17 protein-coding genes are annotated in these 19,129 nt (G+C 72.2%); 5 read left to right on the top strand and 12 right to left on the bottom strand.

The window, feature by feature from the left end:
- Nucleotides 1–24: 24 nt before the first annotated feature.
- Complete coding sequence (locus ACZ7LE_RS21960; RefSeq protein WP_470405722.1) at nucleotides 25–459, bottom strand: nucleoside deaminase; 435 nt, start codon at nucleotides 457–459, stop codon at nucleotides 25–27.
- Between the two features lie 182 nt (nucleotides 460–641).
- Between ACZ7LE_RS21960 and upp the strand changes: the two genes are divergently transcribed.
- A complete protein-coding gene (upp, locus tag ACZ7LE_RS21955) occupies nucleotides 642–1,277 on the top strand; it encodes a uracil phosphoribosyltransferase (RefSeq protein ID WP_026366119.1) in 636 nt (211 codons plus the stop codon).
- A gap of 36 nt (nucleotides 1,278–1,313) precedes the next feature.
- Here upp and ACZ7LE_RS21950 read toward each other — a convergent pair whose 3' ends face one another.
- Nucleotides 1,314–4,775, bottom strand: coding sequence for a sigma-70 family RNA polymerase sigma factor (locus ACZ7LE_RS21950; RefSeq protein ID WP_470405373.1), 3,462 nt, complete (start codon nucleotides 4,773–4,775; stop codon nucleotides 1,314–1,316).
- A gap of 271 nt (nucleotides 4,776–5,046) precedes the next feature.
- Between ACZ7LE_RS21950 and ACZ7LE_RS21945 the strand changes: the two genes are divergently transcribed.
- Nucleotides 5,047–5,814, top strand: coding sequence for a nucleotidyl cyclase domain-containing protein (locus ACZ7LE_RS21945; RefSeq protein WP_285107839.1), 768 nt, complete (start codon nucleotides 5,047–5,049; stop codon nucleotides 5,812–5,814).
- A gap of 42 nt (nucleotides 5,815–5,856) precedes the next feature.
- On the opposite strand, the gene ACZ7LE_RS21940 is transcribed toward ACZ7LE_RS21945, so the two are convergent.
- The 6 genes from ACZ7LE_RS21940 to ACZ7LE_RS21915 form a co-directional block, all read right to left on the bottom strand.
- The gene (locus ACZ7LE_RS21940) at nucleotides 5,857–6,165 is read right to left on the bottom strand and encodes a DUF1540 domain-containing protein (RefSeq protein ID WP_470405372.1); all 309 of its coding nucleotides are present in this window, start codon (nucleotides 6,163–6,165) and stop codon (nucleotides 5,857–5,859) included.
- Between the two features lie 163 nt (nucleotides 6,166–6,328).
- Entirely contained in the window at nucleotides 6,329–6,781 is a 453-nt protein-coding gene (locus ACZ7LE_RS21935; protein WP_400550038.1) for a heat shock protein transcriptional repressor HspR, read from the bottom strand.
- 89 nt (nucleotides 6,782–6,870) lie between these two features.
- The gene (locus ACZ7LE_RS21930; protein WP_470405371.1) at nucleotides 6,871–7,875 is read right to left on the bottom strand and encodes a DnaJ C-terminal domain-containing protein; all 1,005 of its coding nucleotides are present in this window, start codon (nucleotides 7,873–7,875) and stop codon (nucleotides 6,871–6,873) included.
- A gap of 76 nt (nucleotides 7,876–7,951) precedes the next feature.
- On the bottom strand, nucleotides 7,952–8,623 hold the full coding sequence (gene grpE, locus ACZ7LE_RS21925; RefSeq protein WP_470405370.1) for a nucleotide exchange factor GrpE: 672 nt from the start codon (nucleotides 8,621–8,623) through the stop codon (nucleotides 7,952–7,954).
- Complete coding sequence (gene dnaK, locus ACZ7LE_RS21920; protein ID WP_470405369.1) at nucleotides 8,620–10,485, bottom strand: molecular chaperone DnaK; 1,866 nt, start codon at nucleotides 10,483–10,485, stop codon at nucleotides 8,620–8,622. The genes grpE and dnaK overlap by 4 nt, the downstream gene beginning before the upstream one ends.
- A gap of 100 nt (nucleotides 10,486–10,585) precedes the next feature.
- The gene (locus ACZ7LE_RS21915; protein WP_470405368.1) at nucleotides 10,586–12,058 is read right to left on the bottom strand and encodes an MFS transporter; all 1,473 of its coding nucleotides are present in this window, start codon (nucleotides 12,056–12,058) and stop codon (nucleotides 10,586–10,588) included.
- 148 nt (nucleotides 12,059–12,206) lie between these two features.
- On the opposite strand from ACZ7LE_RS21915, the gene ACZ7LE_RS21910 reads away from it, so the two are divergent.
- From ACZ7LE_RS21910 to ACZ7LE_RS21900, 3 genes are all read left to right on the top strand, one after another.
- Entirely contained in the window at nucleotides 12,207–12,773 is a 567-nt protein-coding gene (locus ACZ7LE_RS21910; protein ID WP_470405367.1) for a TetR/AcrR family transcriptional regulator, read from the top strand.
- Nucleotides 12,774–12,828: 55 nt separating this feature from the next.
- Nucleotides 12,829–13,371: a GNAT family N-acetyltransferase gene (locus ACZ7LE_RS21905; RefSeq protein ID WP_470405366.1), complete on the top strand. Its 543-nt coding sequence runs from the start codon at nucleotides 12,829–12,831 to the stop codon at nucleotides 13,369–13,371.
- A 198-nt stretch (nucleotides 13,372–13,569) separates the two neighbouring features.
- On the top strand, nucleotides 13,570–13,842 hold the full coding sequence (locus tag ACZ7LE_RS21900; RefSeq protein ID WP_026366117.1) for a hypothetical protein: 273 nt from the start codon (nucleotides 13,570–13,572) through the stop codon (nucleotides 13,840–13,842).
- Between the two features lies 1 nt (nucleotide 13,843).
- Here ACZ7LE_RS21900 and ACZ7LE_RS21895 read toward each other — a convergent pair whose 3' ends face one another.
- The 4 genes from ACZ7LE_RS21895 to ACZ7LE_RS21880 form a co-directional block, all read right to left on the bottom strand.
- The gene (locus tag ACZ7LE_RS21895) at nucleotides 13,844–14,983 is read right to left on the bottom strand and encodes a dipeptidase (protein ID WP_470405365.1); all 1,140 of its coding nucleotides are present in this window, start codon (nucleotides 14,981–14,983) and stop codon (nucleotides 13,844–13,846) included.
- Between the two features lie 10 nt (nucleotides 14,984–14,993).
- A complete protein-coding gene (locus ACZ7LE_RS21890; RefSeq protein WP_470405364.1) occupies nucleotides 14,994–15,389 on the bottom strand; it encodes a hypothetical protein in 396 nt (131 codons plus the stop codon).
- A 117-nt stretch (nucleotides 15,390–15,506) separates the two neighbouring features.
- A complete protein-coding gene (locus ACZ7LE_RS21885) occupies nucleotides 15,507–18,557 on the bottom strand; it encodes a S8 family serine peptidase (RefSeq protein WP_470405363.1) in 3,051 nt (1,016 codons plus the stop codon).
- Between the two features lie 156 nt (nucleotides 18,558–18,713).
- Nucleotides 18,714–19,070 carry an RNA-binding S4 domain-containing protein gene (locus tag ACZ7LE_RS21880; RefSeq protein ID WP_285107820.1) on the bottom strand — a complete coding sequence of 119 codons (357 nt, stop codon included), beginning with the start codon at nucleotides 19,068–19,070 and terminating at the stop codon, nucleotides 18,714–18,716.
- Between the last annotated feature and the right edge of the window lie 59 nt (nucleotides 19,071–19,129).

The raw sequence follows: 19,129 nt of genomic DNA, 5'->3' as shown, positions 1-19,129 counted from the left end.
GGTTCGTGGCGCCGGCCGTGGGACTCAGCCGCGCCGCGCCTCGAAGAACTCCCGGAGCAGGGCCCCGCACTCGTCCTCGCGGAAGCCACCCAGCACCTCGACCTCGTGCAGGGCGCGCTGGTCGCGCACCAGGTCCCACACGGAGCCGGTGGCGCCGGCCTTCGGGTCCCACGCGCCGAGGACCAGCCGCCGGACCCTCGACTGCACCAGGGCGCCCGCGCACATCGGGCACGGCTCCAGCGTGACCACGAGCGTGCAGCCGGACAGCCGCCACTCGCCGCGGGCGGCCGCGGCCGCCCGCATCGCGAGCACCTCGGCGTGGGCGGTCGGGTCCCCCGTCGCCTCCCGCTCGTTGTGCCCGACGCCGATCACCTGCCCCGCCTCGTCGAGCACCAGGGCGCCGACCGGCACGTCGCCGGTGTCCAGGGCACGCCGCGCCTCGTCGAGGGCGACGCCCATCCACCGTTCCCAGTGCGCGCGGCGTTCGACGGCGCTCAGGCCTGCTGTGTCAGACACACAGGTCACCCTAGTGACCTGTGGGTCTGACAACCCGGCGGGAGCAGGGGCGCGGAGTGTGGGACTGGCGACTTTCCGGGCCTCCGCACCGCCCCGCCGTTCGACCGCCCGGTAGCGTTGGCCCCATGCGCCTTCACGTCGTCGACCACCCCCTGGTAGCCCACAAGCTGACCGTCCTGCGGGACGAGACCACGGACTCGCCCACCTTCCGCCTGCTGGTCGACGAGCTGGTGACGCTCCTGGCCTACGAGGCCACGCGCGAGATCGCCACCGAGCCGCACGAGGTGAAGACGCCGATCACCACCATGACGGGCACGCGCCTCGCGTCCCCGCCGCCGCTGGTGGTGCCGATCCTGCGGGCCGGCCTGGGCATGCTGGACGGCATGAGCCGCCTGCTCCCGACGGCGGAGGTCGGGTTCCTCGGCCTGGTGCGCGACGAGGAGACGTTCAAGGCCGTCACCTACGCGAACCGCCTGCCCGACGACCTCACCGGCCGGCACGTCTTCCTCATCGACCCGATGCTCGCCACGGGCGGCACGCTGGTCGCAGCCATCGACTACGTGCTGGAGCGCGGCGCGCGCGAGGTCACGGCGGTCTGCCTGCTGGCCGCCCCGGAGGGCATCGCGCTCCTGGAGGAGCACGTGGGCGACCGCGCGAACCTGTCGGTCGTGGTCGCGGCCGTGGACGAGCGCCTCAACGAGAAGGCCTACATCGTGCCCGGCCTGGGCGACGCCGGGGACCGGCTGTACGGCATCGTCTGACGCCTGCGCGGCGCCCCGCCCGGGGCGCCCCGGGCGCTAGGCCTGCTCGGCCTCGGAGTCCGCGGGCTCGCAGCCGTCGAGGCCCATCAGCCGCCGCCAGGGGCTGTCCGTCGGTGCCCTGTTCACGGTCCGGCTCAGGAGCGCGGCCGGCTCGGCCGACGGGTCAGCCGACGGCTCGCAGATGGGCTCGGGAAGCACGCAGTTCTCGCCCTGGACGGCGAACGACTTCTCCACCGTGAAGGAGTTGCCCTCCAGCTCCCGGGTCAGCCTGACGGTGACGTTCCCGTCGAGGGTGAACAGGGGCTGGTGGGGCAGCACGAACGTGGTCGACCCGGCGGGGACGGCCTGCTCCTCGCTCGTCGCACCGGTGGCGTCCTGCACCAGCACACCGCGCCACTCGCGGCCGGTCGCGTTCCCCACCGTCGCCTTGATCTGCACGTTCTGGTCGACGCACTCGGCCACGGTCTCCACCGTGAGCTGCTCGACGGTCGGCCAGGTCACGTCGGCACAGGACTTGAAGGCGACGTCGAGCTGGTCGAGCGTCTGGCCCGCCGCGGTCAGCGCCACGGTGCCGGTGCCCCAGACCACCGGGAACTCGATCACCTCGGTCTGCCCGGCGGGCACGGTCCGGGTGACGTCCCCGACGTGGAACGGCACGGGCAGGGTCGAGGCGGTGTTGTCCGCGGTGACCTGGAAGGTCTGGACCGAGCGGTCCTGCTCGGCGTCGAACACGCAGGGCTCGGCCGACATGGTCCGCTCGCCCGCGGCCGGCTGGATCTGGGCGGCGGCGAAGGACTGCGTCGGGTTGTTCGCGGGCGTGCTCACGGCATCGGCCAGGTCGCCGTCCGAGTCCGCGACCTCGCGGGAGAGGTGGAACGTGACGTCGCCCGCGGGGAGGTGCGTGCGCTCGGTGTTCACGGAGAGATCCATCGAACCGCCCGCCGCGACCGGCACCTTGACCGACTTGAGCGTGTCACCGCCCACCGGCACCGACATGACGGCGAGCACCGACTCGCTCGTCTTGTTCGTGATCGTGCCCTTGACGCCCACGGTGCCGCCGGCGTTGACGGTCTGCACGCTCGTCTCGGTGCCCCACTCCGGCTGGTAGCAGTCCACCGCGCGGTGGTCACCGGCGGCGACGCGGGTCTCGTAGGTGTTGCCGTCCACGGCCGTGGTCAGCACGAACGTGGCCTGGCCGGCCGGGACGCGCAGGCCGTCGTGCACCGTGACCCGCGCGGACTCGCCGGGCGCCACGTCCTTGCCCGTGGACTCGCGGCTGCCGGCCGCCTCGAGGGCGACGCGCACGACGCGCTGGGTCGTGTTGGTGTAGCTGCCGATCACGGTGGCGTCGGCCTTGTCGACCCCGCCGGTGGCGAGGCAGGACGCGGTGACGGTGCCCACCCCGGCACCGGCGTTGGCCCAGGCCGAGGTGGCGACCAGCGTGGACGAGGCGGACCGTGCGCTGCCGGCGAGGACCGGGCGGACGTTCGCCACGCCCAGCTCGGCGGGCTGCGCCGTGGACGACGCCGCGGTGGTCACGTTCAGCGACACGTCGACGGCGCCGTCCGGCTCGATCTGCGACGACGACAGGTAGGACCCGGAGAGCGGCGAGCAGAGCCAGGAGTTCGGCAGGTCACCGGCCGCGCAGGAGAGCTGCGCCTGATCCGACGCCGGCTTGACGCCGTCGGGCAGGGAGACGGCGACCGCCCAGCCGGGGCCCACCGTGCGGTCACCGGTGCTGACCAGGGTGATGGGCAGCGGCGCGTTGCCGGGGCTGGACAGCGACACGTCCCTGGTCTGCGCAGACAGCTCCGGACCGAACGCCGCGACCGTGCGGCTCGGGAGGTCGGCACTCATCGGCTCGAGGCCGTCGGCCCAGACCTTGGCGCTCACCGGGTAGTCACCGCCGGCATTCGCCTGCACGGGCACGACGACGCTGCGCGTCACGCCCTGCGCGAGCTCGCCGATCGAGCAGAGCACGACGTTGGCCCGCTCGGTCGGCGTGCAGCCGACCGGGGCCTCGACCGGCACGGAGCCCTCGGTGGCGGGCGCGCTGGGCGACGCGCTCGGCGACGTCGGGACGGCGATCTCGCTGGTGGACGAGCCCGCCGAGGCGTCGGCCTTCGACCCGGACGACGTGCCGTCGGCCACGCCGGCCGCCGGCGTGGCGGACGGGGTAGGCGTCGCGCCCGTCGAGGAGGGCACGGTGCCGGCGACCAGACGGCCGCCGATCCCCGTACCGAAGGACCCCTCCGGCTTCGTGACCGTGAGCCCGCTCGGGAGCGTGACCTCGAGCTGGGTACCCGTCGCGTCGGCGGCGCCCGTGTTCTGCACGGTGAACGACAGGTTCTGGGCCTGGCGGGGCGTCAGGGGCTGCGCGGCGTCCGCGTAGTCGACCTCGATGTACGCGGTGTCCTTGCTCGGCACCACATCGGTCGGCAGCACGGGGTCGCCGCCCTTGACCTCCTCGGCGGAGCTGCCGCCCGGCAGCTCCCGGGCTTCGTTGGTGGCGATCACGGTGTCGATCAGCGTGTCGGCCTCCGGCGGCGCCGTGATCTGCAGCGCCGCGACCAGGCCGACGGCGGCGACGGCGAGCGCGCCCGCGGCCACGCTGCCACCCGTCGCCGCAGCCGCGGCGGAGGCGACGGCGCCCGCGGTGGTGGACACGGCGGACGACACCGCGCCGGAGAACGAGCCGCTCGACGCCGCGCTCATGGCGGAGGCGGAGTGCGCGCCATGAGCCGCCGCGCCAGCGCCGGCCTTCGCGGCGACGACCAGGCCGCCGATCGGGGCGCCGGCCCCGACCAGGGCGAGGCCGCCCGCGCCCAGCACGAGCGGGGCGATGACGGTCTTCATCCCGTGCGCCACGTCGTGCAGCTCGAGCACGAGGGCGCTGCAGGTGGCGCAGGTGGACAGGTGCTCGTCGATCTTGGTGGTCTCGCGCTTGGACAGGCTCGCGCGCACGTACCCGCCGAGCAGCGGGTTGACGGTGCGGCACGTGTCGGACGGCGCGTGCGACAGGTGCTGCTGGAGGTACCCGGCCCGCAGCGCCTCCTTGGCGCGGTAGAGCAGGGCGGACACCCCGTTGGGGCTGAGGCCGAGCACGGGCGCGACCTGGGCGGGCTTGAGCTCGTCCACGAGCACGTACCAGAGGACCTCGCGCCACCGTTCCGGGAGGTCGACGTAGGCCTTGGCGATCACGCTGCGCTCGAAGCCCTCGAGCGCCGGGTCGTCCTTCGAGGCCACCCGGCCGAGGACGGACTCGATCTCGTCGTCGGTGCTCGGCCGGGTGCGCGCGGCGCCGCGCGACACGTCGAACGACCGGTGGCGGACCATCGTGTACAGGTAGGGGCGGAACCCGGCGTCGGGGCCGACCCCGCGGCGCAGCATCTCGAACAGCTTGCTGAACGCGTCGGCGACGACGTCCTCCGCGTCAGCGGCCGGCACGTACTGCCGGGCGAGGGCACGAGCGGCGGCCGCGTGGCGCTCGTAGAGCACGCCAAAAGCATCGCGGTCACCTGACCTGACCTGCAGAATCAGTTCCGCGTCGCTGGGGGTTTCCCCTGTGCTGCTCTCGACTTGCCTCACGTCTACCCAGACTCTCGCGGTGGTCGCGCTGCCGTTGACTGTCGCCGTCCTGCCAAGACTATAGAGCCAGGCGGAAGTTTTAGGGGGTGGAATTCCAGATTCCGGGGTGATGCCCGGGTGAAGTCCGGCACGTCACACTCGAAGGTGCGTCATGATGTATCCCCGTGAGGGTCCCATCAGTATGAGCGAGGCACAGCAGGAGGCGCGGGTGCGTGTGCACGACCTGCGCGAGCGGTGGCGCGCTACGAGTCTGGCGTCGGTTTGGATCCGGCCGAACGACTGGGAGCACCCCGCCGCAGAAGCGCTAGCAGAGGCACTGGCCGAGGGCCGTGGCGTGATCGCGCCGGCCGAACGGCTCGGTGCGGCGCGCGCCGGGGTGGGTGCGGGAATCACCGAGGCCCTGGACGACGTCGCCTGCCTCTACGCCGCCTTCGGGCGGCCCACGGATGTCGGCGCGCTGCGCGCCGCGGCGATCGGCTGGGTCGGGGAGCGCGAGCGCGTGCCCTACCAGATCGCCACGCACGACCCCTCGACCGGCCTGCCCACCGGTGAGTACCTGGGCGAGCGGCTGCGCGAGACCTACGGTGTCGCCCAGCGCACCGGCTCGACCGCGGGCGAGTCCCACTGCCTGCTGGTGCTCGACGTGGGCCTGGAGAACCTCGACACCTGGCAGCGGCTGGCGCGCTCCGCCGCGATCGGCCGCACCCTGCACCAGGTGTTCGGCGAGGGCCACCCGATGGCGGCCGTCGGCGACGGCACGTTCGTGGTGCTGTGCGAGCGCGGCCCGACGACGGCGGAGCTCGGCCAGTCGCTGCGCCGCGTCGTGGAGCGCAACGCCGAGGTGCTCGGCCTGACGACAGAGGTGCGCCGCCCGACCCGGGTGTGGGTCGAGCGGCTTCCCGGGACGCACGGGGACGCACTGCTCCTCCTGGACCACCTGGCGCGCTGAGCGCCGGACGCCTCGCGCCCGGCCTCAGCCGTGCGCGAGGGTTCAGGCCTGCTCGAAGGTGAGGCAGTCGGCGTGCCCCGGGTCCTCGGGGCCCGGTCCCACGCGGATCGACGCCGCGTTGCACTCCAGGTGGTCGTTGTGGGTGCACTCCGCGCGCTGGCAGGCGCCGACGTGGGCGATCACCTTCTCCAGGCCGCCCTTGGTGCTCAGCGGGATGAACGTGGCGCAGGAGGCGTCGCCCGCGTGCCCTCCGATGGTGACGGCGCCGGCGTGGCAGCCGTGCTCGTGGTTGTACCCGCAGCCGTCGATCGAGCACTCGACGACCTCGGGCATTTCCATCAGCGTGCTCATGGCATCTCTCCTCGCTCGGTGCGTCACTCCTGCGGAATACATCGATCGTATTCCGAAAGGGGAGATCGCGTGGAGCAAGGAATGCCTTACCTATACTCTCGCGAGTATTCTTGATTAACGAAAGAATGCCATTGCTGAAATCAACCGGACGTCGAGGACGCGGTCACTCCTCGCGCCGCGGGGCCGGCCGCCAGAGCACCACGGCACCCCCACCGGCGGCACGGTGCTCCAGGTCCACGCGCACCGCCGCGCTGCGGACGCGCTGACCTCGCTGGACCACCACGACGTCGCCCGCCGCCGGACCTGCGGCGAACACGCGCCCCTCCTCCTGGACCCGCATCAGCAGGTCACCGAGGCGCTCCTCCAGCACGGAGACGTGCGCCTCCAGGTCGAGGATGCGCTTGATCCCGGCGAGGTTGATGCCCTCGCCCTGGGCGAGCTGCTGCACCTGCAGCAGGCGTGCCACGTCGCGGCGCGAGTACCGGCGGCCGCGGCCGCGCGTGCGCCGGGGCACCACCAGGCCGAGGCGGTCGTACTGCCGTAGCGTCTGCGGGTGCATGCCCGCGAGCTCGGCGGCCTTGGACACGGTGAGCACGGGTGTGTCGTCGTCGACCATGCGCACCTCCCAAGTCTGTTTTGCACTGTTGGTGCGGGCAGGTTAGCCGAACCCGGTGCGGCAGGGCAGCCGCCCCACCGCACCGGCCGTCATTCCGCCGCCCGCGCGGCCAGCCCGGCGCGCACGTCCTCGCCGTCGCTCTCGGCGGCGAACGTCTCGAGCGCCTGCCTGGCCTTCTTGCTGAGCTTCTGCGGCACGGCCACCTGCACGGTGAAGAGCAGGTCGCCGGTCGCCTTCGCCGTCTGCACGCCGCGCCCCTTGACGCGCAGCACCCGGCCCGACGGCGTGCCCGCCGGCACCTTGAGCCGCACCGTGGCGCCGTCCAGGGTGGGTACCTCCAGCGTGGTGCCGAGCGCCGCCTCCGCGAACGTGACGGGCACGGTCATGCGCAGGTCCACGCCGTCCAGCGTCCAGACCGGGTGCGGCGTGACGTGCACCGTCACGACGAGGTCGCCCGCGGGGCCGCCGGCCACTCCCGGCCGGCCCTTGCCCCGCAGCCGGATCTTCCTGCCGTCGTTGATCCCCGCGGGGATCCGGGCCGTGATGGTGCGGCCGTTGACCTCGAGCTCCGCCGTCGTACCCTCCACGGCCGCCCGGAACGGCAGCGTCACCTGGGCGGCGACGTCCGCGCCCGAGGTCGGCGTGGCGTACCCGGTGGTGCCGGCGCCGTAGGCCGTCCGGCCTCCGCCGAACATGGAGCCGAGGATGTCCTCGAAGCCGCCGTTCCCGCCCTGCGGGTAGCGGACGCGTGGCCCGCCCCGGCCGCCCGTGCCCTGGGCGCCGCCGAACATGGCACCCATGATGTCCTCGAACCCGCCGGCACCGGCGCCGCCGGCACCCGCCGAGAAGCGGGCGCCGCCCGCCATGGCGCGCACGGCGTCGTACTGGCGGCGCTGCTCCGGGTCGGAGAGCACCGCGTAGGCCTCGCCGATCTCCTTGAACTTCGACTCCGCCGCCGCGTTCCCCTGGTTCTGGTCGGGGTGGTACTGACGCGCGAGCTTGCGGTAGGCCTTCTTGATGGCCGCGTCGTCGGCGTCCTTGGACACGCCCAGCACGGCGTAGAAGTCCTTCTCCATCCAGTCCTGACCGGTCATGGCACCTCCTTCCGCGTCGACACCGGTGGTCGAGCTGGTCGAGACCAAGGTCTCGACCAGCTCGGCCACCGGCGGATCACTCCGGTCCGACGACGCCTACGCGCGCCGCCCGGACCACCTTGTTGCCGATCTTGTACCCGGGCTCCACCACGAGGTTCACCGTGGCGGCCGTCGCGTCCGCGTCGGTCGAGTGCATGAGCGCCTCGTGCAGGGTGGGGTCGAACTCCTCCCCCACCTTGCCGAACCGCTCGACGCCGAACTTCTGCAGGCTCTGGTCGAGCTTCTCCGCGATCGCCGCCATGGGACCGCTCAGCTCGCCGTGCTGCTTCGCGCGCTCGACGTCGTCGAGCACGGGCAGCAGCGCCGCCAGCACGTCCTGCACGCCCCGGTCGCGCGCGGCGTCCTGATCGCGCAGCGCCCGGTTGCGGTAGTTCGTGAAGCTGGCCCGCTCGCGTTGCAGCGCGTCCAGGTGCTCCGCCGCCTCCGCCTTGGCCTTGAGGACCTCGGACGCCTCGGCGGCGTCACCGGAGGGCTCGAAGTCGAGCCCGGCCAGCGGGTCGGCCGGCGCGTCCTCCGGTGCGGGGCTCGCGGCGGACTCGTCCGCCGCGGCGGCGTCGTCCGCCGGAGCGGGCTCGGCCGGTCGCGCCTCGTCGCCGGAGGCGTTCACCTTGCGCTTGTCCGTGAACTGGAAGGGGTGCTCCCCCGAGCCCTCGGGCTCGGGAGGTCCCTGCTGGTGCTCGTCCGTCACTTGCGCTCGTCCTCGTCGTCCACGATCTCGGCGTCGACGACGTCCTCGTCCTTGGCGGACTGGGCGTTCGCCGTCTGCGGGGCGCCCTCGGCACCCTGCGCCGCGGGCTGCTCGGCCGCGTACAGCGCCTCGCCGATCTTCTGCGACGACGCGCCGAGCTTCTCGTACGAGCTCTTCACGGCGTCGGCGTCCTCGCCCTCGAGCGCGGACTTCACGGCGGCGATGTCCGCCTCGACCTCGGTGACGACCTCGGCCGGGAGCTTGTCGCGGTTGTCCGCGATCTGCTTCTCCATGGAGTACGCGAAGGCCTCGGCCTGGTTGCGGGTGTCCGCCTCCTCGCGCCGCTTCTTGTCCTCCTCGGCGTGCAGCTCGGCGTCCTTGACCATGCGGTCGATGTCGTCCTTGGGGAGCGCGGAGCCGCCCGTGATCTTCATCGACTGCTCCATGCCCGTGCCGCGGTCCTTGGCGGACACGTGCACGATGCCGTTCGCGTCGATGTCGAAGGTGACCTCGATCTGCGGCACGCCGCGCGGGGCCGGGGCGATGCCGGTGAGCTCGAAGACGCCCAGCGGCTTGTTGTCGCGGGTGAACTCGCGCTCGCCCTGGAACACCTGGATCGCCACGGACGGCTGGTTGTCGTCCGCCGTGGAGAAGACCTCGCTGCGCTTGGTCGGGATCGCGGTGTTGCGCTCGATGAGCTTGGTCATCACGCCACCCTTGGTCTCGATGCCGAGGGACAGCGGGGTGACGTCGATCAGCAGGACGTCCTTGCGGTCACCGGAGATGACGCCGGCCTGCAGCACGGCGCCGACGGCGACGACCTCGTCCGGGTTCACGCCCTTGTTGGGCTCGCGGCCACCGGTGAGCTCCTTGACGACCTCGGTCACGGCGGGCATGCGGGTGGAACCACCCACGAGCACCACGTGGTCGATGTCCGACACCGAGATGCCGGCGTCGCGGATCACGGCGTGGAACGGCGCCTTGGTGCGGTCGATGAGGTCCTGCGTCATCTGCTGGAACTGGGCCCGCGTGAGCTTCTCGTCCAGGTGGATGGGGCCGTTCTCGCTCATCGAGAGGTACTGCATCGAGATGTTGGTGCTCGTCGCGGACGAGAGCTCCTTCTTGGCCTGCTCGGCCGCCTCACGGAGGCGCTGCAGGGCGATCTTGTCCTTCGACAGGTCGACGCCCGAGGAGTTCTTCACCTGCTTGATGAGGTGCTCCACGACGCGCTGGTCCCAGTCGTCACCACCGAGGCGGTTGTCACCGGAGGTGGCGCGCACCTGGATGGTCGAGAAGTCGTCCTCGTCCTTGCCCACCTCGAGCAGGGAGACGTCGAACGTGCCGCCACCGAGGTCGAAGACCAGGATGAGCTCGTCCTCCTTGCCCTTCTCCAGGCCGTAGGCGAGCGCGGCCGCGGTGGGCTCGTTGACGATGCGCTTGACGTCCAGGCCGGCGATCTGGCCGGCGTCCTTGGTCGCCTGGCGCTCGGCGTCGTTGAAGTACGCCGGGACCGTGATCACGGCCTCCGTGACGGGCTCGCCCAGGTACTCCTCGGCGTCGCGCTTGAGCTTGCCCAGGATGCGGGCCGAGATCTCCTGCGCGGTGTACTTCTTGTCGTCGATGTCCACCGTCCAGTCGGTGCCCATGTGGCGCTTGACCGAGGAGATGGTGCGGTCCACGTTGGTGACCGCCTGACGCTTGGCGACCTCACCCACGAGGACCTCGCCGGTCTTGGAGAACGCGACCACCGAGGGGGTGGTCCGCGAGCCCTCCGCGTTGGCGATGACGGTGGGCTCCCCACCCTCGAGGACCGCCACCACCGAGTTCGTCGTGCCGAGGTCGATACCTACTGCGCGTGCCATGTCTGCTGCCTTCCTTCGACAGATTGAGTCTGCTGCACTCAACTTAAGCCGGTGCTCGCCAGGAAGCAAGCTGACCCTCGCAAAGTTGAGTCCACTTCACTCAACTACGAACGTGGCTGAAAAGTTCCCGCTCGACACCACCGTCCGGTCCGGGCGCCGGGCGACGTGGCGCCCCGACGTCCTCCGCGGACCTGGACCCCGCCAGCCACAGGCCGGTGCACACGGCGGTGGCCAACGCCACGGCACCGGCCACGACGAAGGCGCTGTTGAGACCAGCCTCGAAGGTGGCGCCGTCGGACTGCCGGGCACGGACGACAGCCCCGAGCACCGCCACACCGAGCACCGCGCCGATCTGGCGGGTGGTGCTGCTGATGCCGGACGCGAGACCGCCCTCGAGCGGGCTGACCGCCTGGACGGCGGCGCCCGTCAGCGGGGACATGGTCAGGGCGAAACCGATCCCGGCCACCCCGAGCCGCCACCACACGTTCCCGTAGCCGGTGTCGGCGTGCACGGTGCCGAGCGCCAGCAGCCCCAGGCCGGCCAGGACCAGGCCGCCGGTGACCACGACGCGGAAGCCGTACCTGGCGGCGAGCCGCCCCGCGTACGGGCTGACGACCACCATGGCGAGGGACAGCGGCAAGGTCTGCAGGCCGGCGTGCAGGATCGAGGCGCCCTGGACGTACACGAAGTACTGGGAGAAGAAGAACGACGAACCCATGAGCGCGAACCCCACCACGACCATGGCGGCGTTGGACACGGTGAACAGCCGCTGCCGGAACAGCCGGAGCGGAAGCATCGGGGCGGAGCGGCGCGCCTCGACGACGACGAAGGCGACGACGAGGACCAGCGCGACGGCGAAGCTGCCGAGGATCACGGGCGAGGTCCAGCCGCGGGCACCGCCCTCGATCAGCCCGTAGGTCAGCACGCCCACCCCCAGGATCGACAGCACCGTTCCCGGGACATCGATCGCGGGGGCGCCCGGCTTGCGGGACTCCTCCAGGCTGCGCAGACCGACCAGCAGCAGCACCACGCCGACGGGCAGGTTGACCAGGAAGATGGCGGGCCAGCCGAAGGCGTCGGTCAGCGCGCCGCCGGCCACGGGGCCCGCGGCCAGGCCGATCCCACTGAGCCCGGCCCACAGACCGATCGCCTTGACCCGCTCCTGCGGCACGGGATGGGCGGCGACGAGCAGGGCCAAGGAGGCGGGGCTCAGCGCGGCGGCCCCGATGCCCTGGAGCACCCGGCCGACGATCAGCCAGCCGAGCGAGGGAGCGAGGCTGCACAGCACCGACGCGGCGGAGAACACCACCACGCCGGTCAGGAACACCCTCCTGCGACCGAACCGGTCGGCGAAGATGCCGCCGGACAGCAGCAGCATGGCGACCAGCAGGACGTACGCGTCGACGATCCACTGCAGCCCGGTCAGCTGGGTCTGCAGCCGGTGCTGCATGTCGGGGAGCGCCGCCCCGACGATCGTGTTGTCGAGCAGGACCATGAACTGGCCCAGGCAGGTCACCGTCAGCAGCACGGTCCGGGAGGACCGGCCGCCTCCGGCCACATGCGGTTCAGTCACGAGGATTCCTCTCCGTCGTCAGCTGCGCTCCGCCGCGGTCAACGGGGCGGCGGGCACTCGAAGGCACTAACGCAGCCTCTGGCTGCGTTAAGCGACGATAGAGGAGCCGATCAGCAAACGCAAGTGCCAACTGCGTTAAGGTAGGGAGATGAACGAGCGACAGGGAGCCCGACGGCCCGGCGGGCGCAGCGCCCGCGTCGGTGAGCAGGTCCACCGGGCCGTCACCGAACTGATCGGCGAGCGCGGCTACGGCAACTTCACCGTCGGCGAGGTCGCCGCCCGCGCTGGAGTGGCGGACAGCAGCATCTACCGCCGGTGGGGCAACCTGGAGACCTTGCTCGCCGACGCGGCGCTCACCCGCCTCAACTCGCGGTCACCGATGCCCGACACCGGGAGCCTGGCCGGCGACCTGCGTGCTTACGCGGCCCAGGTGGCCCGCGAGATCACCGGACCGGACGGTCCGGCGGTGCTGCACCTCGCCGTCGCGCTGTCCGGCGACGGACAGCAGGGGCAGCAGGCGCGTGACGAGATCCGCACCGAACGCACCCGACAGCTCCAGTCCATGCTCGACCGCGCCCGCGAGCGGGGCGAGCACGCGCCCGACGCGCTCGACGTGCTGGACCACGTCCTGGCCCCGATGTACATCCGCGTCCTGTTCGGCATGGGCCCACTCGCCCCGGACTACGTCGACGGGCTCGTCGACCGGTTGCTGTGACGCTCGGCTGCTGCGCGGGCCCGGTGCCCGACGGCGCCGGACTATCGTGAGCAGCATGCCCTTCCATGCCGCACTGACGGCCGACGTCGCGCTGCGCGAGCTCAGCAAGGACGACGCCGTCGCGCTCGCCGACGCCTACGTCCGCAACCGCGCGCACCTCGCCCCCTGGGAGCCCGAACGCCCCGAGGAGTTCTACACCGCCGACTGGCACCGGGAACGCCTGTGGACGCAGGTCCTGGACAACTCGACCGGGCGCGCGCTGCACACCGTGCTCGAGTCGGACGGCCTCATCGTGGGCCGGCTGAACCTCACCGACGTCGTCCACGGGGCCTTCGAGAACGGGCACCTCGGCTACTGGCTGGACGCCGGGTTCACCGGGCGCGGCCTGATGACCAGGGCAGTCGAGACGCTCGCGGCCCATGCCCGGGACGAGCTGGGCCTGCACCGGCTCGAGGCGGCCACGCTGCCGCACAACACGGCGTCGCAGGCGGTGCTGACGCAGGTCGGTTTCGAACGCATCGGGTTCGCGCCGAGCTACCTCAAGATCGCCGGCGAGTGGCAGGACCACGTCGTGTTCCAGCTCATCCTGCACGGTTGACCCGGCTGGCCGAACCGCCGCGCCACCCCGCCGTCCGCCATCTTTTCGCCCCTGTCAACAGGCGCGACGCTCTCACGTGCGGTACACAAGGGTGCACGGCCGAGGCCACAGGGGGTGGGGCGTCGGACGAGTACCCCGCGGGCCAGCCCGCGGGTGCCTGATGCCCGGGACTCCGGGCCCCGACCGGGGGAGACCACCATGGCAAGCATCCACGGGAGCTCGTTGTCGATCGCGCTCCTGACAGCGCTGCTCGATCCCGAAGAAGACGGCCTCAGATCACCTCACGTCCAGGACCTGTTGCAGGAGGCGCTCGAGACGCGCGAGGACGCACGCGACGTGATCGTCGCGCTGCTCGCGTCGTCCGGGTCGATGCTGCGGCAGATCAGCTACCACAACGAGCAGGAGCCGCTGGAGTCGCTGCAGAAGGTGGCCCTGGGCTTCCAGCGCAAGGTCGTCCAGCTCCCGAGCTGAGTCACCCCTGTGCGGTCCGGGCCGCCACCGACTCCGCATCACGCAGCACTCGCAGCGTGTTGCCGCTGGTCAGCTTGCCGAGGTCGGCGTCGGACCAGCCGTTGTCCGCAAGGGCCGCGAGCAGGCGGGGGTAGCCCGTGACGTCCTCCAGGCCGTCGGGCAGGTTGGGCGTGCCGTCGTAGTCGCCGCCGAGGCCCACGTGGTCGACGCCGGCGACCTCCCGGACGTGCTCGACGTGCGCGACGACGTCGGACAGGGTGCTGCGCGGCTGCGGGTGCTCGTCACGCCACCTCGCCATGAACGGCTCGAACGCGCCGAGGTCGGTGTTCGCGATGCCCTCCTCCGCGGCGGCCCGGGCCCCCTCGGCCCGCCACTCCGCCACGGCGGGCGACACGAACTGCGGCACGAACGTCACCATGCACACGCCGCCGTTGGCGGCGAGGGCGCCGAGCACGTCGTCCGGCACGTTGCGGGGGACGTCGCAGACGGCGCGGGCGCTGGAGTGGCTGAAGATCACCGGGGCCGAGGTGACCCGCAGCGCGTGCCGCATGGTGCCCGCGGAGGTGTGCGAGAGGTCAACCAGCATGCCGATGCGGTTCATCTCGCGCACCACGTCCTCGCCGAACGGCGAGAGGCCCCCGAGCACCTCCTCGTCGGTGGCGGAGTCCGCCCACGGCACGTTGTCGTTGTGCGTGAGCGTCATGTACCGCACGCCGAGCGCGTGGAGCATGCGCAGCACGCCCAGCGACCCGTCGATCGAATGGCCACCCTCGGCGCCCATGAGGCTGGCGATGCGCCCGTCGCTCCACGCCTGCTCGACGTCGGCCGCGGTGCGGGCGAGCCGCAGGCTGTCCGGGTACCGCTCGACCAGGCGGTGCACGCAGTCGACCTGCTCGAGCGTGGCCGTCACGGCGGCACCGCCCTGGAGCTGGGCGGGCACGTACACGGACCAGAACTGGGCACCCACGCCGCCGTCCCGCAGCCGGGGCAGGTCCGTGTGGGTGGTGGTGAGGCGCTGGGCGATGTCGACCGCGGAGAGGTCGTAGGACGCCTGCTCGCGCAGCTCCCACGGGAGGTCGTTGTGCCCGTCCCAGACGGGGTGCTTCTCGAGGAGCGCGGCGAGGCGGTCTGCGGTCGTCATGCGGGCGACGCTACCGCGCCGCCCGGACCCTGCTGAGCCGCGCCCGGAGCTCGTAGGTCGTCAGCAGCTCGCCCGCGTGCCGCACGAGCAGGCCCGTCCGGGGCTCGACGTACTCCAGGTCGGTCTGCTCGGTCGCCACCGTCGTGTACCCGGCCCGCGCCTCCCGCACCTGCCGCCGGGCCGCCGACCGGTCGAGCAGTCCGCCCGCGGCGATCCCGGCGACGGCGACCGTGGAGGGCAGGAGCGCCCAGACCCAGAGCCGCGCGTCGAGGAACAGCAGGACCAGGACGAGCACGGCGGCGGTCATCCCGGCCACCGCCGCGCCGAGCGAGAGCCCGGCGAGCTCGGCCTCGGACCGGCCGGGCAGGAGCTCGCGCCGGATGCCGGGGCGCCACTCGTCGGCCAACGTGCCTCCAGGTCTCCGTGCGGGTCGGGGCGGACGGGTCTCGGCGGACAGGACTCGGCAGACAGGTCAGGCCTGCAGGTCACCCCTCGGTGACCTGCAGGCCTGACGGTAGCGACGTCAGCTCACCCGCTGCCAGGTGCAGTTCGACGTCTCGAACCCCTTGGCCGTGGACGGCAGCGTGACCGTCGTGGGCTCGGTCACCGAGGCGTAGTCCGCGAGCTGGTCACGGCTCGCGTCGGCGGTGAACTCGTTGATGATGGCGTAGTAGCAGGAGCCCGCCGGGTCGGCCGGGCCGTTGGTCACGTAGGTGCCACGCTGGAGCTGGTCACCAAGTACGTACACGCCGTTGTTGAACGTGCGCGTCCTCGGCGCCGCCATGCCCGAGTAGTACTTGCTCCACGCGCCGCAGTCGTCGGACCAGAAGGCGTAGTCGGTCGACTTCACGGCGGCGATCCGCTGCCCGAACCCGTAGTCCCAACCCAGGACCTCCGAGCGGGACTCACGCTGCCAGGCGCAGTACCGCGTCCCTGCCTGGGCCACGTACGTGCCCGGGGTGACGCTGTTGCTGCCCACGAGGAACCCGCCGTTCGCAGGGATCGCCGCGGCCGGCTTGGCGACGGCACCGGTCGGCCCGCCGGTCCGGACGACGGTCGCATACCCGAACTTCCGGGCGGTGACGACCACCGAGATCTTCTTGCCGAGCTGCGGCCCCTTGACCGTGTACGACGAGCTGGTGGCGCCCGAGATCGGGACGCTGTCGGCCATCCACTGGTAGGTGAACGCGGGCGACGGCTTCCAGGTACCGGTCTTGACCGTGAGCTTCGCGCCCACGCGGGCACTGCCCGAGATCGTGGGTGTGGGCGACGCCGAGAACTTGGCGTCGACCGTGGCGTGGGCCGAGGTCACGGACTTCGTCGAGATGCCGGGGCGCTTGCCGGTCACCGTGACCGTGAGCTTGCGGCCGTCGTACGACGTCGGGATCTTGAACGTCGACTTCGTCGCGCCGGAGATGTTCCTGCCGTCGACCTTCCACTGGTACGTGGTGGTCGTGCGCGCGGGCGTGGCCGGCGGGGCGACCGCGGACACGGTGGCACCCGGGTACGACATCCCGGAGATGCGGGGCGCGGCCATCACGAACGCGCCATAGCCCACCGTGACGGCCGGGCTCGTGCTCGACTCGGGCGCGTAGCCCGCCCGCTTGCCGGAGATCGTGACGGTCAGCTGCTTGCCGCGGTGCGTGCTGGTGGGCACGAAGGTGAAGCCGGTGGCGCCGGAGATCGCCGCGCCGTTCGCGAACCACTGGTAGGTGAACGTGGTGCCCGAGGTCCACGTGCCCGACTTCGCGTAGAGGGTGGTGCCCACCTTGGCGGTCGGGCTGATCGTCGGGGCGGCGGACCGGAGGTCACCGATGCCGATGGGCTCGGTGGGCTCACTGGTCACCGCGGTCGGGAGGTAGCCGTCGGCCGAGCCGACGACGGTCACGGTGATCCGCGCGCCCGCGTCCGCCGGCTGCGGCTGGTACAGGAACTTGTTCGCGCCGGAGATCATCGCGCCGTCCCGACGCCACTGGTAGGTGAAGTCGGCCACCGGGTCCCAGACCGGGTCCGGGTCCACGACCAGCGCGCCGCCCACGGACGGCTCGATCGCGTGGATCACCGGTGCGGGCGTGGCGGCGAACGTCTGCCCCTGCGCCGCCTGGTAGGCCGCGAGCACGTCGAGCTTGCCCTCGCCCCACACGTTGTTGTCGTCGGCGTTCCCGCCGCAGGAGGTGTCGTTCACGTCCTTGGCGGAACCGTCCAGGATCGCGCGGGTGGCCGGCACGTTGCCCACCAGCTCCGGCACGGCGTCCCACAGCAGCGCGACGGCGCCCGCGACGTGCGGAGCGGCCATGGAGGTGCCGGACCACTGCTCGTACCCGCCGCCGGGGACCGCCGAACGGACCGAGCTGCCGGGCGCCGCGATGTCGGGCTTCACGGTCCCGCTCTGGCCCGGACCGCGCGAGGAGTAGGCCGCGATCTCGCCCGACGGCGTGAACGCCCCGACCGAGTAGGACGCCTGGCGCGACCCCGGGCTGCCGGACGACTCGCAGCCGTACTCGCCGTCGTTCCCGTTGGACCAGGTGCTGAACATGCCGGCCGCCTCCCAGGCGCCGATCACGTCCTCCATGAAGGGGTCGTTCGAGAAGGACAGGCCCCACGAGTTGTTCACGACGTGCGGCCGCTTGGCCGGGTCGGGGCTGGTGCCGTCGAGGCGCGTCGGGGCCAGGAGCCACTGGCCGGACGCGATGAGCGTGGCGTCCATGCAGTCGTCGGCGCAGCCGTTCGTCGCGATCCACTCGGCCCCGGGGGCGACGCCGATGTTCATCGCACCGTCGTCGGTGCCGACCATGGTGCCCATGGTGTGCGTGCCGTGCCCGTTGTCGTCCCGGGGGCTGGTGGCGCCGCCGCCCGTGGAGTCGAACCAGTTGTAGTTGCTGCCCGACGTCGCGCCACGGTACTGCGCGGCCAGCGCCGGGTGGGTGCGGCTCACGCCGGTGTCCAGGCCGGCCACGACGATGCCGTCGCCGGTGAAGCCCTGGGCCCACATGTCGTCGGCGTTGATCGCCTTGATGCCGTACGTCGAGTTGGCCGCGGCGTCGGGCACGGCGCCGTCGGTCGTCTCGGGCTCCTCGAGCGCGTGCCGCGTCGTCGGGCGCACCTCCAGGACCTGCGTGTCGGCCGCGAGGTCCGTCGCCAGCGCGAGCGAGCCGTCCTCGACCAGGATCGCGTTGGTGGCCCAGTACGAGGTGTACTCGGTGCCGGACTCCTCCAGGGCGGCGATCGCCTGCTCCTGGGAGGCCTCGGCGGCCGCCTTGAGGGTCTCGTACACGTAGTCGCCGCGCTCGGACCAGCTCGTGATGCCGCCGGCCGCCGACAGGTCGGTCTCGCCGGCGAACCGCAGCCAGAAGTCGGTGGTGCTGTCGTCGCGGAACGCCTTGGTGGCCGCTGTGGTGATCTTGTCGGCCGGGTCGACCGGGCCGCGCGCCACCTGCGGGGCTGCGGAGGGCCGGGACGACGGTCCGCCGTCGGTGGCGGGGTCGGGCGCCGCGACGGCCGCGGCCGGGGAGGCGAGGAACGCGACGGTCGCCGCGGAGGCGACGGCGCGAGTCACTAACGTGCGACGAGACATAGGGCCGCTCCGAAAGGGTGATGGGGTGCCCCGTCACGGGCGGAGACCCCGCCGGTCACGGCAGGGAAGACAGCCGCACACTAGCCGTCGGACCGCCCGCAGATCGCGTGAATTGCCAGAAATCACCCGCTCGGGCTCCGGCCGGGGGAAGCGCTCTCAGCGCCGTCCGCGCAGCCGGTCGATGTCGCGCCGCTCCCGCTTGGTGGGCCGCCCGGTGCCGCGGTCGCGCAGGCCCACGGCCTCGCGCTCCACCCGCGTGGGCAGGGCGGGGCTGTGGTCCAGGTACGCCTTGACGGCCAGGGGCGCTCCCACGCGCTTGAGCAGCAGCTCGACGACCTCGATGTCCCGGTCCCGGAGCGGGTCGCGCCACGTCACCCGGTCACCGACGGCGACGGACGCCGACGGCTTGGCCACCTTGTCGTTGATCCGGACCCGGCCGCTCCGGCACAGCTCCGCCGCGACCGACCGGCTCTTGGTCAGCCGCACCGCCCACAACCAGACGTCGATGCGCACCGCCCCATCCTCCCACCCGCCGTCCCCGCCCCGCCGTCTTCGTTGAGTGCTGGGTATTT

The organism is Promicromonospora sp. NPDC110617 (assembly GCF_055598465.1).
Note: the sequence above shows the minus strand (reverse complement) of the source record. Positions and strands in the feature narration are given on the sequence as shown.